This is a genomic window from Ruegeria sp. BHSB064 (assembly GCF_059613205.1).
The window spans coordinates 1-13,930 of the sequence record NZ_JBXWSB010000047.1; the positions used below are offsets into that span (position 1 = coordinate 1).

General features: G+C 54.2%; 14 protein-coding genes and 1 pseudogene. 12 read left to right on the top strand and 3 right to left on the bottom strand.

What is annotated here, in order from left to right; genetic code table 11:
- The 7 genes and pseudogenes from AC2FNU_RS12655 to AC2FNU_RS12685 form a co-directional block, all read left to right on the top strand.
- Positions 1-865: aldehyde dehydrogenase family protein (locus tag AC2FNU_RS12655; RefSeq protein ID WP_496788694.1), on the top strand; the 865-nt coding region annotated here is incomplete at its 5' end.
- 25 nt (positions 866-890) lie between these two features.
- Positions 891-2,000, top strand: a complete 1,110-nt coding sequence (gene ald / locus AC2FNU_RS12660) for an alanine dehydrogenase (protein ID WP_496788698.1) — start codon at positions 891-893, stop codon at positions 1,998-2,000.
- A 71-nt stretch (positions 2,001-2,071) separates the two neighbouring features.
- A complete protein-coding gene (gene dctP, locus AC2FNU_RS12665) occupies positions 2,072-3,082 on the top strand; it encodes a TRAP transporter substrate-binding protein DctP (protein WP_496788701.1) in 1,011 nt (336 codons plus the stop codon).
- A gap of 70 nt (positions 3,083-3,152) precedes the next feature.
- Entirely contained in the window at positions 3,153-3,767 is a 615-nt protein-coding gene (locus AC2FNU_RS12670; protein WP_496788702.1) for a TRAP transporter small permease, read from the top strand.
- Positions 3,764-5,056 carry a TRAP transporter large permease gene (locus tag AC2FNU_RS12675; protein ID WP_496788706.1) on the top strand — a complete coding sequence of 431 codons (1,293 nt, stop codon included), beginning with the start codon at positions 3,764-3,766 and terminating at the stop codon, positions 5,054-5,056. The genes AC2FNU_RS12670 and AC2FNU_RS12675 overlap by 4 nt, the downstream gene beginning before the upstream one ends.
- A gap of 141 nt (positions 5,057-5,197) precedes the next feature.
- Positions 5,198-5,608: a universal stress protein gene (locus tag AC2FNU_RS12680; RefSeq protein WP_496788709.1), complete on the top strand. Its 411-nt coding sequence runs from the start codon at positions 5,198-5,200 to the stop codon at positions 5,606-5,608.
- Between the two features lie 283 nt (positions 5,609-5,891).
- Positions 5,892-5,981: pseudogene (locus AC2FNU_RS12685) on the top strand (integrase); the annotation flags it as partial.
- A gap of 438 nt (positions 5,982-6,419) precedes the next feature.
- Here the strand turns inward: AC2FNU_RS12685 and AC2FNU_RS12690 are convergent.
- From AC2FNU_RS12690 to AC2FNU_RS12700, 3 genes are read right to left on the bottom strand one after another with little or no spacing between them, the layout of a single operon-like run.
- Positions 6,420-6,899 carry a GNAT family N-acetyltransferase gene (locus tag AC2FNU_RS12690; RefSeq protein ID WP_496788713.1) on the bottom strand — a complete coding sequence of 160 codons (480 nt, stop codon included), beginning with the start codon at positions 6,897-6,899 and terminating at the stop codon, positions 6,420-6,422.
- Between the two features lie 51 nt (positions 6,900-6,950).
- Entirely contained in the window at positions 6,951-7,781 is an 831-nt protein-coding gene (locus tag AC2FNU_RS12695; RefSeq protein WP_496788715.1) for a carbon-nitrogen hydrolase family protein, read from the bottom strand.
- A complete protein-coding gene (locus tag AC2FNU_RS12700; protein WP_496788718.1) occupies positions 7,778-8,785 on the bottom strand; it encodes a LysR family transcriptional regulator in 1,008 nt (335 codons plus the stop codon). The genes AC2FNU_RS12695 and AC2FNU_RS12700 overlap by 4 nt, the downstream gene beginning before the upstream one ends.
- A gap of 109 nt (positions 8,786-8,894) precedes the next feature.
- Here AC2FNU_RS12700 and AC2FNU_RS12705 point away from each other — a divergent pair, with 109 nt between their 5' ends.
- The 5 genes from AC2FNU_RS12705 (at position 8,895) to dctP (AC2FNU_RS12725) (ending at position 13,880) form a co-directional block, all read left to right on the top strand.
- Complete coding sequence (locus AC2FNU_RS12705) at positions 8,895-10,229, top strand: aminotransferase family protein (protein WP_496788722.1); 1,335 nt, start codon at positions 8,895-8,897, stop codon at positions 10,227-10,229.
- Between the two features lie 3 nt (positions 10,230-10,232).
- Positions 10,233-11,162, top strand: coding sequence for a 3,5-dioxohexanoate:acetyl-CoA acetone transferase (kce, locus tag AC2FNU_RS12710; RefSeq protein WP_496788726.1), 930 nt, complete (start codon positions 10,233-10,235; stop codon positions 11,160-11,162).
- Positions 11,163-11,165: 3 nt separating this feature from the next.
- A complete protein-coding gene (locus AC2FNU_RS12715; RefSeq protein WP_496788729.1) occupies positions 11,166-12,197 on the top strand; it encodes a histone deacetylase family protein in 1,032 nt (343 codons plus the stop codon).
- Positions 12,194-12,673 carry a thioesterase family protein gene (locus AC2FNU_RS12720; RefSeq protein WP_496788732.1) on the top strand — a complete coding sequence of 160 codons (480 nt, stop codon included), beginning with the start codon at positions 12,194-12,196 and terminating at the stop codon, positions 12,671-12,673. Before AC2FNU_RS12715 ends, AC2FNU_RS12720 begins: the two co-directional genes overlap by 4 nt.
- A 202-nt stretch (positions 12,674-12,875) precedes the next feature.
- Entirely contained in the window at positions 12,876-13,880 is a 1,005-nt protein-coding gene (gene dctP, locus AC2FNU_RS12725) for a TRAP transporter substrate-binding protein DctP (RefSeq protein ID WP_496788736.1), read from the top strand.
- The last annotated feature ends 50 nt before the right edge of the window (positions 13,881-13,930 follow it).

A 13,930-nucleotide genomic window follows, 5' to 3' on the forward strand; every position in this document is an offset into this window, starting at 1 on the left:
CGCGTTGCTGGAGAACGACGACGTCAAGGCCGTGTCCTTCGTCGGCTCGACACCGATTGCGAACTACATCTACGAAGTTGGCGCGCGGCACGGCAAACGCGTTCAGGCCTTGGGCGGCGCAAAGAACCACATGCTGGTCATGCCAGATGCCGACATGAACAAGGCGGCGGACGCATTGATTGGAGCAGCCTTTGGATCGGCGGGCGAACGCTGCATGGCAATCTCGGTTGCTCTGCTGGTTGGGGATGCTGCCCACAAGCTTATGCCGGTTCTGAAAGAGCGTGCCGAGACTCTGAAGGTTAAGAATGGCCTTGAACTGGACGCCGAGATGGGTCCGATTGTCACCGCCGCTGCGCGTGATCGGATCAAAGGCTACATCGACTCTGGCGTCGACGAAGGCGCTGACCTTTTGGTCGACGGTCGAGACTACACAGTCGCAGGCCACGAGCAAGGCTATTTCCTGGGCGGCACCCTGTTCGACAACGTCACCCCCGACATGAAGATCTACAAGGAAGAGATCTTTGGCCCGGTTCTGTCCTGCGTCCGCGTCTCGAACTTCGCCGAAGGCCTGCAACTGATCAACGACCACGAGTTTGGCAACGGTGTGTCGTTGTTCACCCGCGACGGCAACGTCGCGCGTGAATTCGGCAAGCAGGTTCAGGTCGGCATGGTCGGCGTCAACGTTCCGATCCCGGTTCCGATGGCCTGGCACGGCTTTGGCGGCTGGAAGAAAAGCCTGTTCGGCGACATGCACGCCTATGGCGAAGAAGGCGTTCGTTTCTACACCAAACAGAAATCCATCATGCAGCGTTGGCCCGAAAGCATCTCGGACGGTGCCGAGTTCGTCATGCCAACGGCGCAATGATCATCCGATTCAAGGAGTGAAGAATATGTTCATCGGTGTTCCCAAAGAAATCAAGAACCATGAATACCGCGTCGGCCTGACCCCTGAAAGCGTCGCCGAACTGGTTTCTCATGGTCACAACGTCATCGTGGAGACCAATGCTGGCACTGGCATTGGGGCTGATGACGATGCCTATCGGGCCGCTGGCGCAGAGATTGCCGAAACAGCAGCCGATATCTTTGCCAATGCAGAGATGATCGTGAAAGTGAAGGAACCTCAGGCCGTGGAACGCGCTATGCTGCGGGAAGGTCAGATCCTCTATACCTATCTACATCTGGCCCCCGACCCGGAACAGACCAAAGATCTGGTCGACTCGGGCGCTGTCTGCATCGCTTATGAGACCGTCACCGACGACAATGGCGGTCTGCCCCTGCTGAAACCGATGAGCCAGGTTGCCGGTCGCATGTCAATCCAGGCCGGGGCCAGCGCGTTGGAAAAGGCCAAGGGTGGTCTGGGCGTATTGCTGGGCGGCGTGCCTGGTGTGAAGCCGGGCAAAGTTGTGGTCATCGGCGGTGGCGTCGTTGGCTTCAACGCGGCCCAGATGGCCGTCGGCCTGCACGCGGACGTGACCATTCTGGACCGTAACCCTGCAGTTCTGGAGAAGCTGGAAAACCACTTCGAGGCCTCGGCCAAGGTTGTCTATTCAACCAAAGCTGCACTGGAGGAAGAAGTCACCAATGCGGATCTGGTTGTTGGCGCGGTTCTGATCCCGGGTGCTGCTGCACCTAAGCTGGTCTCGCGCGAGCTGATCTCGAAAATGAAACCCGGTGCGGTCGTCGTGGACGTGGCGATTGACCAGGGCGGCTGCTTTGAAACGTCCAAAGCCACCACTCACGCCGAGCCCACATATGTTGTCGACGATGTTGTTCATTACTGCGTCGCCAATATGCCGGGCGCAGTCGCCCGAACCTCGACCTATGCACTGAACAACGTCACGCTGCCGCACGCTCTGGCTATTGCCAACAATGGCTGGAAGCAGGCGCTTGCAGACAATCGTCACCTGATGAATGGCCTGAACGTGGCCCACGGAAAGGTGACGTACAAGGCTGTGGCCGATGATCTTGGATACGAGTTCATCGCCCCGGAACTTTGCTGACATCAGCAAAACAACGCCCGCTCCAGCACGCTGCTGGGCGGGCGTTACTCGTCAAAGTGGAGGAGATATCGATGAGTTTCAATAAGTTTACCACAAGTATCGCCGCTGGAGCGCTGAGCGCCCTGATGTCGACCACCGCCTTCGCGGAAGACATGACCCTGCGCTTCGCGGGCGTGTTCCCGATTGACCATCAGGGCACGAAAATGATGCAGCAGGTCGCAGCGGATGTCGCGGCAGCAGACGTTGGCCTGAAGATCGAAGTCTTCCCTGCAAACCAGCTGGGTTCTGGTGAGGCGCTGTTCGAAGATGTTGCACGCGGCAACATCGATCTGGCATCGGCGTTCATCTATGCCGATACCGATCCACGCCTGGAATTCCTGTCAATGCCATTCCTGCTGGGCGGCTGGGATGACATGGAAAGCACTCTGCTCAACATGGATTCCGAGTTCAACACCATCTTGCAAGAGATCACGGACGAATATGGTGTGCGCGTTATGGCGCAGAATCCGGAAGGGTTCATCGGCATCGTTTCGTCCCAAGAGCCCGAGAACTGGAATACTTTTGACGACAAGGGCATGAACATTCGCGTCTGGTCGTCCAGCGTCGTGAAGTCGATGGTCGAAGAACTGGGTTACCAGGCGACAACCATGGCATGGGGTGACATCTTCCCGGCACTTCAGGCCGGCATTGTTGATGGCGCAATCTGCTGCACGAAGACCGCGACCTACTCGATCTTCGCCCAGTCGGATGTTGGGACCCATTTCGTCGAATACAATTCGATCTCTGAGCTGACAACCTTCTACGCGTCGCAGCGGACACTCGACAAGCTGAACGACGAACAGCGTGCCGCGCTCCAAGCCGCAATGTCCAAGGCGTCCGAAGACTTCTTTGCCTACAACCGTGAGAATGACGAAGTGTTCGGTCAAAAACTTGTCGACAAAGGCTATACCATTCTGCGCCTGAGCGACGAAGAACAAGCTGCGATGGCCGCTCATGTCCAGGAAACGGTCTGGCCAGCGATGGCACAAAACGTCGGTCAGGACATCATCGACCGCCTGTTGGCGGCAAAAGAACAGCAATAATCACCGAGAAAAGGGCCAGCAAATCAGCTGGCCCTTTTTGGTCTTTGGCTCAACAAAGGGAGGGGGAAAGATGTCTAGTTCTGAAGCTGAACGTCCGTTGGTCGTCGAAAGCGCGGAAAAGAAGAGTTCGCAAAAAATCACGGATGAGCTGCCGGTTGTTATTGGGTATCCGCTGAAAGCAGTGGCTTTTGTCATGAGGCAGATCGTTATGTTTGCCGGTTTCCTGATGGCTTTCACATTTGGGGCAGTTGTTGTCATCCGGTATGGATTTGGAGGTGATCTGTTTGCTTACGAAGAATGGCTTTTGGGCATTAGCATCATCGGCTTTTTTGCAGGTGCTGTTCTGGCCTCTGCCCGCAACCTGCACATCAACGCGGACATTCTTGGCATCGTGATCCAAAACCCTCGGTTGATTTGGTGGCGCGGCTTTGTCGTCCTGACAGTCGAGGTGCTGGTGATCCTATTCCTCATGTACGCCTGCTATGTCTCACTGCTTGATGACTTCTCATTCCCGCGACTGCGCGCAACCCCGGTGCTGCGCATTCCGTTTGTGACCTGGCGGATTGCAATCATGATTGCCTTTGGCCTCATGGCGACGTTCACGGCGGCATATCTGTACGTGCATATCCGCAAGGGGCTCGGGCTTCCCTTGAGATCAGAAATGCAAAAAGGAGAAACCCAATGATCATCGGAGGAAGTCTCCTAATCGTCTGCTTTATGCTGCTGTTGGGCGTCAGCGTTTATGTGGCATTCGGATCGGTTTTGATTTTCATCGCCCTTGTCGGAGATCAATCCATCACCGGCTACTTGCCCACCGGCTCTACAGGTATCCGCTCACTTGTACTTCTGGCGATCCCACTCTTCATGATCGCCGGGGGCATCATGGAGAAAGGTAAAATCGCGGCCCCTCTAGTCTCTCTGGCTGAAATGTTCATTGGCCACGTCAAAGGAGGATTGAGCGCCGCGGGGGTGTTGGCCTGTGGTGTGTTCGGCTCCATTTCCGGCAGTGCAAACGCAACGCTGACCTGCATTGGCGGCATCATGATGCCCCACCTGAAAAAGGCCAACTATCCGGGTGGGCAATCGGCGGCTCTGATCGTGGCGGCCAGCCCCTTGGGTCTGTTGATCCCACCGAGTTCGTCTCACATCCTTTATGGTTGGGTTGCACAGCAACATGTACTGAAGTGCTTCTTGTCCACGGTTATTCCGGCGATAATCCTGATCACCCTTTTGATCATCGTAAATCAGTTCATGCTTCGGAAGTATGACGACATAAACCTGACGGAACGTCCTAAACCATTTCTGCCGACATTCGGAGTACAGGCGCGCCTGGCCGGGCCTGCGCTTATGATGCCACTGATCATTCTGGGCGGAATCTATGGCGGCATAATGACGCCAACCGAGGCTGCGGGCATCGCAGTGGTCTACTCGATCCCGATCGCGATCTACTTCTACCGTGGGCTGACCTGGAAAACACTGGCTCAGACCATCCAGAATTCCGGTGTTACGATTGGCGTGGTCATGGTCATGATCTTCATGGTTCTGATCGTGTCGGACAACCTGATCTCACAGGGTGCACCTCAGTTGGCCAAAGATCTGGTCTATTCCGTTTCGGACAATCCGGTCGTCATCCTTCTGATGATCAACGTCGTGATGATCCTGATCGGGATGCTGATGGACGATATCTCGGGTTTGCTGTTGGCGACACCGATCTTGCTGCCCATCGCGCAGAGCACTGGAATGGATCCGATCCACTTCGCGGCCGTAATTGGTGTGAACCTGGGTATGGCGAACATCACTCCACCAACTGCGCCGCTACTTTATCTCGGTGCTCAGGTCTGTGATGAACCGGTTTCGCGCATGCTGTGGCCGACTTTGATCTTCATTGTCTTTGCGTGGCTTCCGACGCTGATACTGACGACTTTTGTCCCAGAGTTGGCTCTCTTCCTGCCTGATCTCCTGCTCAGCCGGTAGTGGCAAGAAAGCGCAAAAGCCCAAGACGAAATAGCACGCACCCCATTCTTACGGCTGGGGTGCCTGAGCGCCCTCTCGAAGACGAATGGGGAGAGGCCAGTTAGCAGCAGATATCTGAAAACCTAAATTCGGAGGTTTGAAATGTACCAGAATATCCTAGTGGCGCTGTCACTTGAACACGGTATCAGTGAACACGCACTCGCGGCGGCACACGCCCTTGTATCCGAAGGCGGAACAATCACCGCCGCACATATCCATGAACCCCCTAACAGACAGATAATGTACTATATGGATGAAGGGATCGCAGAAAAGTCTCTCCAAAAAGCAAAGGCGCGCTTGGCCGAGCGCTTGGAAAACGAAGCCGAGGTCTCTTCTGTGCTAATCGAGAGCCAATCGGCAGGTCGGGCAATCACTGAATACGCGAACAAACATGGCATCGACTGTATCGTCCTTGCTTCGCACAAACCTGGGATGAAAGAGTTCTTTTTAGGGTCAACAGCCGCTCTCGTCGTGAGACACGCTCAGTGTTCGGTGCATGTACTCCGTCTGTAACGCTGGCTCCTGTAGCAGGCCGGTCACTTTATCCTGTGAAAACTGAAGTGAGTAGCACGCCCCACCGTGACCAAGGTCTGCTTCGGTGGCGTACCTACCAGAATTTCACTTTGCAGAATTTGGCAGGTAGGGCTTGATGCGGACCTCAGAGGCGGCGCGGCATCCTGTGATATCGTCTCTCGTCAACGCCGGATTGTCGTTGTGGGCGGGAATGGCCGATCGGATGATCAGTTATGGAAACACCAAAATTACCTGCCATTCGCGCGCTTCGCCCAGCTTCGAACTTGGGCATACAAAGATAGACAGTACTGTTCTGTATCTCAGTGTTGAGCTTGAGGACGTACTGGCCATAGCAGAGGCCATTGAAGTTTGACCACTACGGACCGCTTTCGTTGGCGGGTCGTTGCTGCAGCTGGCTATCAGCTGGTGATGCTGCGACGCGACCCGTCTAACCTGCCGTCCACTATAGGCGCAGAGCCAAATCCTGTTTGAAGTGATACTTTGTGGACAAAGCAGTCAATGATGGTACGCGCATCAATGACCACTTCGGAAAAAGCCATACCTAGGACCAGAAAATGGTGGTTGCAGTTCAGTTCTCCAAAATCAGAATTCCACCAGAGCATCGACGAAATGACCTAAAACAGTATCGATTTATTGCCCGACTGACCTTGCGACACTTTCGATTCAGATATGGCTGCTGAATTTCTCGCCATCGCTACAAATGCGCTATCGTCGCCTTATAGGCTACCAATATCTGTACTGAGGAAGCTCGAATACTTGAGCACGATAATGTTTTCGTCACTACTGGCGTTTAGAGCTTCTTAAAACTCTGTAAAGAAGCGCCTTCGAGGATCATGGCCGACATGTAGGTTTCTTCCTTAAATCCAATATGGGTGTAAAAGGAAAAGGCAGAGGGGTTGGTGCGATGGACTGCCAGTTTAACAAAACACGCGCCAGAAGATTTGTCCGCATCGAAAACCGCGCGAGACAGCAGTCTGCTTCCAATACCTTGCCCTCTCGCCGAAGAGGAAACCCAAAGATCACTTACAAATAAGCCGCCACCCCCTCTGGTGGTTGAAAACAATGGGGTCCAAACAAGTGCACCGACGACTTCGTTATCACTGTGAGCGAGCAACGCGTTGAAGGCCGGTTGGTCAACTGCGAAGGCCGCTTTCAGAATGTCGACACTCGCGACATGTCTGTCGCCCATTTCAGACGACAACGCCCTTAGCGCAAAATCCAGATCGTTTATTTTTTCGAGCGTCACCCGAGCAATGGTAACCTGTGTCATTCGAAACTTTACCTATGTTTCGCTACCGCTAACAGAAGGCCATCCGACCCTTCAGAGTGAATCGTAATCCGCAAGTCGGTCGTCGAGGAATGTGTAGCTTTCTCTTGCCTGCAAGAGTTGGCTCTTACTTAAGGTCACGCAGCGAAAATCCTCAGCTGTCTCGGCAAACCGCACCGGCAGAGTATTTTCATCCATCCAAGGCCAGCAAAAGATCGAATTGCCCCAGTTTTCTCCGGCCCGGTTAAGGGATAGGAAGAAGATCTGGTTTTCCATCGCGCGTGACATGGCAAAATTGTGCCAAGTTTCGAAGGACTCATCGCGGTAATATGCCCCGCAATGCAGAATAAGATCGACGTCGTGCTTTAGGGTCAGGGTGCGTGCAAGCTCGGGAATACGAATGTCATAACATATGATAGGTGAAATATTTAAACTATTGATTTTAAAAATAAATATGTGATCTCCGGCGTCAAAATATTCCTTTTCCATTGAAGCGCCATAATGGCAGAGGTGAAGCTTGTCGTAGTAGCCGTCCAGCGCACCGTCCGGGTTGACGACAGCAACTGAAATATGCGTCCCCGATGCCCCCCGGCGCGCAAAACTGTAAGAGACATGGACACCGAATTCTTTGGCTATATCGCGCCATGTTTTAAAAGAAGCTCCTTCCAAGGGTTCGGCAATCTCATTGAGCCGGTCGAAGGCTGCGCGCGAATAATCTATACTGGAAAGCTCAGGAAGAACCACGAGATCCACGTTCCGGCGGCTGAGCTGATCGCGCACTTTCGCCGCGCTTTCCGCAAGATGTTTGTCTCGCGCGGCAGCGCTCTCAGTGGCGGGGATTTCGATCTGGCAGGCCAGCAGGGACAGGGTATCATTTGAAGTCATTTTTTGGTTTTCCCCTCTTGAACCTTTGGCCGGATCGTTTCGGCCGGATGGTAACTGCGCTGTTCAAGCGGCACCGACGCAAGTCGACTTCTAATCATGTCAAGCAGTGCTTTTTCTGCCCGGTTCAGGCGTGCGCTTTTGTGGTGCACCAAATGAATATCAATCGCCAAGGTGTTTTCGTATGGCGGCAAACGCCACAGTTCGCCGCGATTGACGAAGCGTTCGGCGACGTGAACAGGCAGCGGACCGAACCCGAGTCCCGCGCCTATCATCCGCTGTGCCTCGCCCAGATCAGACGTGTAACCGATCACCTTGTTATCGAGCTTGTTCTGCGCGCGTAGCAATGCCACTGGACGCAACGCATCCCAAAGCTGGTCTGTCCGAAATGAAACCGACGAATGGTCTCGCAGGTCTTCGAGTTTCAGATCGCGTTGCCCGAACAATGGATGGCTCGGACCACAGTAGAACCCAAAGTAAGACCGATAAAGAACCTCATGTTGCATACTCGGGTGGGCGTCGTGTACCAAGCAAACGCCAAGTGTCGCGGATTTTTCAAGAACCGCCTGCCTAACGGCTTTGCTGGACATAACCTCGATATCAAAGCTGACTTCGGGAAATTGGCGATGAAAATCTGCCAATATCGCATCAAAAAACCCGCTTTCAATCCGGCTTAGAAGAGCGAGCTTGACTGTACCGGTAACGATGTCTTCTGTGCCCTGTGCGCTCTGTATCGCCCGCGCCAGACTGCCAAACATGTCCAGACATTCCTGGTACAGTGTCTGCCCGGCCGGAGTGATGCGGAAATGCGATGGGCTGCGATCAATCAGAGGCGTTCCAAGCCGTGTCTCAAGACGTTTCAGTGCCTGGCTGACGGAAGGTTGTCGCCGCATCAGTCGCTTGGCGGCCAGTGTGATGCTACCTTCCTGAACAATGACCATAAAGGTGCGCAGCAGATTCCAATCCAGCTCCCGGATCAACTTGTCCTGTTCAGTGGCGTTGTCCATTGATTCAATCAATATGGCTAATTCTCATTATCTATTTGCCCTATTAAAGAATCCAACACAAGGTTGGGTATCGCTCTTGCATCGCCACACCTGTTAAAGAAGAAAAACCGTGAAGGCATCGAACCTTTTCTATCAAAGTCGCGCGCGCCGCCCCGAGGTTGATCGCGCAGAAGGAATCTATATTTGGGGCAAGAACGGCCAGCGTTATATTGATGGTTCGTCCGGGGCGATGGTCAGTAATATCGGCCATTCAAACCCTAATGTTCTGGCTGCGATGAAAGCGCAGATGGACAGCGCAACCTTTGCCTATCGTTTACATTTTGAAAACGCCCCAGCCGAGGACCTGGCCACAGCGATTGCAGATCGCACACCGGAAGGCTTGGACAAGGTCTTTTTTGTTTCGGGCGGGTCCGAGGCCATGGAATCCTGCGTGAAGTTCGCGCGGCAATGGGCGGTTGCTGGGGGGCAAGCCAGTCGGTGGAAAGTCATTTCGCGCTTTCCATCCTATCACGGTTCTACCTTGGGCGCGCTGGCAATTACCGGATACGGGCCGCTTACAAACGCGTTTGGGCCGCTTTTCAAGGAAATGCCGAAAATTCCTGCGCCTACTTGCTATTTGGACCGCGATAACCTGTCCGACCACGACCGTGGTCTGAAGTATGCCGAAATGCTCAGGGATGAGATCATTGTCCAGGGGCCTGACACGGTTCTGGCCTTTGCCATGGAACCGGTGGGCGGTGCATCCACCGGCGCGCTAGTTGCGCCCGACAGCTATTACGGTCGGGTGCGTGAGATCTGCGACGAGTTTGGCGTCATGCTGATCATGGATGAGGTCATGTCAGGTGTTGGACGCACTGGTACGTTCTTAGCATCGGAGCACTGGAACATCCGCCCAGACCTTGTGGCACTGTCCAAAGGGTTTGGTGCGGGTTATGCACCGTTGGGGGCCATGATTGCCGATGATCAGATGGTCGAAACAGTGCTGGACAGCGGCGGATTTGCCCACGGCCACACTTATGCCGGAAACCCGCTTGCTTGCAGCGCCGGATTGGCGGTTCTGAACGAGATCGACCGACTGGACCTGATGACCAATGCGCGCATCATGGGCGACGTGCTGATGGCGGGGCTCATGGACCTCATGGCGCGTTACCCGTTTGTCGGTGATATACGCGGAAAAGGCCTACTAACCGCCTTTGAAATGGTGTCGAATCGGGACACCATGTCACCATTGCCCAAGGACATGATCGCTTATGAACGGTTCGTAGAAATCTGCTACAAGCGCAACTTGATCACTTATTCGCGCCGAACCCGCGGCGGTATAGAGGGCGATCATTTCCTGATTTGCCCGCCTTTGATCGTCACCGAACCGCAGATCAACGAAATCCTGAATATACTTGACGACAGTCTCCGGGACTTCGCCCATGAATGCGATTTGGAGGTCTGACCCATGGCACAAAAGATTATTTTGACTTGCGCCGTGACGGGCTCGATTCACACGCCGAGCATGAGCCCACATCTGCCTGTTTCGCCCGACGAAATCGCCAAGTCTGCAATCGAGGCAGCGGAAGCCGGTGCATCTGTTTTACATCTGCATGCGCGCGACCCGGACACCGGCCGCCCAAGCGCGGATATCAAAGTCTTTCGCCAGTTCCTACCAAGGATCAAGGACGCGAGTGATGCCGTTATTAACTTGACCACGGGTGGCAGCTCACAGATGAGTGTGGAACAACGGCTTTCGGCCCCTGTAGAACTGGCGCCAGAGATGTGTTCGCTCAACATGGGCTCCATAAATTTCGGCCTCTTCCCGATGAAGGACCGCTATTCCGATTGGACCCATGATTGGGAAGAGACCTTTCTGGAGAACACGCGCGACACTGTGTTTAAGAATACATTCCATGACATAGAAACCGTGTTTCGAATGCTGGGCGATGCCGGTGGCGCGCGGTTTGAATGTGAATGTTACGACGTGGGGCACATCCAGACGCTGGCCTTCTATCTGAAGCAAAACCGCATTGTACCACCGATCTTTTTGCAATTTGTGATGGGAGTACTGGGCGGGATCGATGCCAGCCCACACAGCCTGATGTATTTGAAGGAAACGGCTGACCGCCTATTGGGCGACGCCTATGAGTTTTCGGCACTTGCCGCTGGGCGACAGCAGATGCCACTGGGCGCGATGAGCGCCATTCTAGGCGGGCATGTTCGTGTAGGTCTTGAAGACAGCCTGATGATCGGACGCGGGCAGCTTGCAACCAGCAATGCCCAACAGGTCACTAAAATTCGGTCCGTTCTGGAAGAACTGGGATACGAGATCGCTACACCTGATGAGACGCGCGTGATGCTCGGTCTCAAAGGAGCAGATAAGGTGGGGTTCTGACACATGAAAGTTTTTTCTGATCAGGAACGGCAAGGCCAGCATAATCCTAGCGGTTTTTTGGTAAATGGTGTGATGCAACCCAACCCCGAAAAACCTGAGCGGTTGGAGCGCCTGCTTGCAGGCGTCGCGGCAGGCGGTCACGAGGTGTACACGCCGACTGATCATGGCCTAGCTCCGATCGCAGCGGTACACACCCCGGCCTACTTGAAGTTCCTGTCGACGGTCTATGAACGGTGGGCACGCATTCCCGACGCCACGCCCGAGATTTTCCCGAACATCCACCCGGATCGCCGCACGGCCAGCTATCCATTATCGGCAGTTGGTCAGGCGGGATTTCATGTCACTGACATGTCCTGCCCCATCGGCGCGCGCACCTGGGAGGCAGTGCGTTGGTCCGCAAACTGCGCCGTGAGTGCAACCCAAACAGTATTGGACGGGGACAATGTGGCCTATGCGCTCTGCAGGCCACCGGGCCATCACTGCTTTAGCGATCTAGCCGGTGGTTTCTGTTATCTCAACAACAGCGCTATCGCTGCTCAATTCTTGCGGCAAACCCACGACAGAGTGGCGATCATCGATGTTGACCTGCACCACGGCAACGGAACGCAAGGCATCTTTTACGAACGCAACGACGTGTTCACCCTGTCAATCCACGCGGACCCGGCGCGGTTCTATCCTTTTTTCTGGGGCCACGCTCATGAGGTCGGCGAAGGCGCAGGCCATGGTTATAACTTGAACATTCCGCTCCCGCGCGGCACCGGCGATGACGGCTTTCTTAAAGGGCTGTCGAGCGGTTTGACCCATGTCAGGAGCTTTGCACCTGGCGCCATCGTCATCGCGCTCGGTCTCGATGCTTTCGAAGGGGACCCATTCGGAGGTCTTGCCGTCTCAACACCTGGATTTTCCGAAATGGCAAAGATGCTCTCAGCGCTGAATCTACCCACCGTGATAGTGCAGGAAGGAGGTTATCTTTGTGAAGAGTTGGGCGACAATTTACATGCATTCCTGCAGGGCTTCGAGGGCGACGTGGAATGACAAACTGGGTAACATCAGAAAACCGTCGAGTACCGGACGCATGGATTGACTACAACGGACATATGAATCTGGCTTATTACGTCATGGCCTTTGACGAGGCCCTGGATGTGATGCTGGATCAAGAACTTGGCGTTGGCCCAAGTTACGCGAAGGCTTTCAATGCCGGACCGTTTGTACTCCAAAACCACGTCCACTATCTGGGTGAGCTTTTGGTAGGCGAAGAGTTTTTCTGCCAGTTTCTAATGCTGGACGCCGACGTCAAACGTCTGCATATCGCGGGATCGATGATAAAGCTGAAAGATCAAACAACTGTCTGTGTGATGGAGCAGGTACTCGTGAACGTCGATCACGGCACACGCCGCTCCGTCCCTTATCCGGTCGACGTTCAAAACCGAATCGCCACTTTGATGGCTGAACACAGACCGATCGCTCGCCCTGCTCAAGTTGGAAGTCCAATCGGATTGATAAGACGATAATGGGTCCGACGAACGGTCATAGCCACCTCAGAACACACACTCAAAAATCCAAGATAGGGAGGAACCCGATCCAAACAAGAATAAGCCATGAATAAAATTGCACTGCAATTTGTGTTCGCATAGTGTGACCAAACGCAACAATTCGCAGCGGTCAGCAAAAGAAGCCAACGTGAAGAAGAACCGCAAACTGGGAGAATTCTAGATGAAATTCAAAAACGTTACCAAAGGCCTGATGCTTGGTGCCGTAAGCGCTCTAATGTCAACCGCGGCGCTGGCAGAAGACATGAAGCTACGCTTTGCCGGTGTGTTCCCGATCGACCATCAGGGCACCAAGATGATGGAGCAGGTCGCCGCAGATGTAGCAGCGGCGGATGTGGGCCTGACAATCGAAGTTTTTCCGGCCAACCAGCTTGGTTCGGGCGAGGCGCTCTTTGAAGATGTAGCACGTGGTAACATCGATCTAGCGGCAGCATTTATCTATGCCGACACAGACCCGCGTCTGGAATTTCTGTCGATGCCGTTCCTCGTAGGAGGCTGGGACGACATGGACAATATCATGCGCAACATGGACTCCGAGTATAATAAGATCTTGCAGGAAATCACCGACGAGTACGGTGTGCGGGTAATGGCCCAGAATCCCGAAGGGTTTGTTGGCATCGTGGCCACGCAGGAACCGACCAACTGGAACAACTTTGACGACAAAGGCATGAACATTCGTGTTTGGTCGTCGCCCGCCGTGAAATCCATGGTGGAAGCGCTTGGTTACCAGGCCACGACCATGGCTTGGGGTGATATCTTCCCTGCGATCCAGTCTGGAATTGTTGATGGCGCAATCTGCTGCACCAAAACAGCAACCTACTCGATTTTCGCGCAGTCGGATGTTGGTACGCACTTTGTCGAGTACAACTCGATCTCGGAACTGACTACGTTCTACGCGTCGCAGCGTACTCTGGACAAGTTGAACGACGAGCAGCGCGCCGCTCTGCAAACCGCAATGACCAAGGCGTCAGACGACTTCTTCCAGTACAACCGCGACAACGACGCGGCTTTTGGACAGAAGCTGATTGACAAAGGCTATACCATCCTGAGCCTGAACGACGAAGAGCAGGCAGCCATGGCCGCCCATATCCAGGAAAACATTTGGCCGATGATGGCCCAGAGCGTTGGCCAGGATGTGATCGACCGCCTGCTGGCCAGCAAGAACTGATAGTCAGCACAATCAATCGGGCCGGCAACACTGCCGGCCCTTTCGCTATT

What these genes read in the sequence shown, in the direction of transcription:
- ald (WP_496788698.1), top strand. Translation starts at nt 891, where the DNA reads ATGTTCATCGGTGTTCCCAAAGAAATCAAGAACCATGAATACCGCGTC.
- dctP (WP_496788701.1), top strand. Translation starts at nt 2,072, where the DNA reads ATGAGTTTCAATAAGTTTACCACAAGTATCGCCGCTGGAGCGCTGAGC.
- AC2FNU_RS12670 (WP_496788702.1), top strand. Translation starts at nt 3,153, where the DNA reads ATGTCTAGTTCTGAAGCTGAACGTCCGTTGGTCGTCGAAAGCGCGGAA.
- AC2FNU_RS12675 (WP_496788706.1), top strand. Translation starts at nt 3,764, where the DNA reads ATGATCATCGGAGGAAGTCTCCTAATCGTCTGCTTTATGCTGCTGTTG.
- AC2FNU_RS12680 (WP_496788709.1), top strand. Translation starts at nt 5,198, where the DNA reads ATGTACCAGAATATCCTAGTGGCGCTGTCACTTGAACACGGTATCAGT.
- AC2FNU_RS12690 (WP_496788713.1), bottom strand. Translation starts at nt 6,899, where the DNA reads ATGACACAGGTTACCATTGCTCGGGTGACGCTCGAAAAAATAAACGAT.
- AC2FNU_RS12695 (WP_496788715.1), bottom strand. Translation starts at nt 7,781, where the DNA reads ATGACTTCAAATGATACCCTGTCCCTGCTGGCCTGCCAGATCGAAATC.
- AC2FNU_RS12700 (WP_496788718.1), bottom strand. Translation starts at nt 8,785, where the DNA reads ATGGACAACGCCACTGAACAGGACAAGTTGATCCGGGAGCTGGATTGG.
- kce (WP_496788726.1), top strand. Translation starts at nt 10,233, where the DNA reads ATGGCACAAAAGATTATTTTGACTTGCGCCGTGACGGGCTCGATTCAC.
- AC2FNU_RS12715 (WP_496788729.1), top strand. Translation starts at nt 11,166, where the DNA reads ATGAAAGTTTTTTCTGATCAGGAACGGCAAGGCCAGCATAATCCTAGC.
- AC2FNU_RS12720 (WP_496788732.1), top strand. Translation starts at nt 12,194, where the DNA reads ATGACAAACTGGGTAACATCAGAAAACCGTCGAGTACCGGACGCATGG.
- dctP (WP_496788736.1), top strand. Translation starts at nt 12,876, where the DNA reads ATGAAATTCAAAAACGTTACCAAAGGCCTGATGCTTGGTGCCGTAAGC.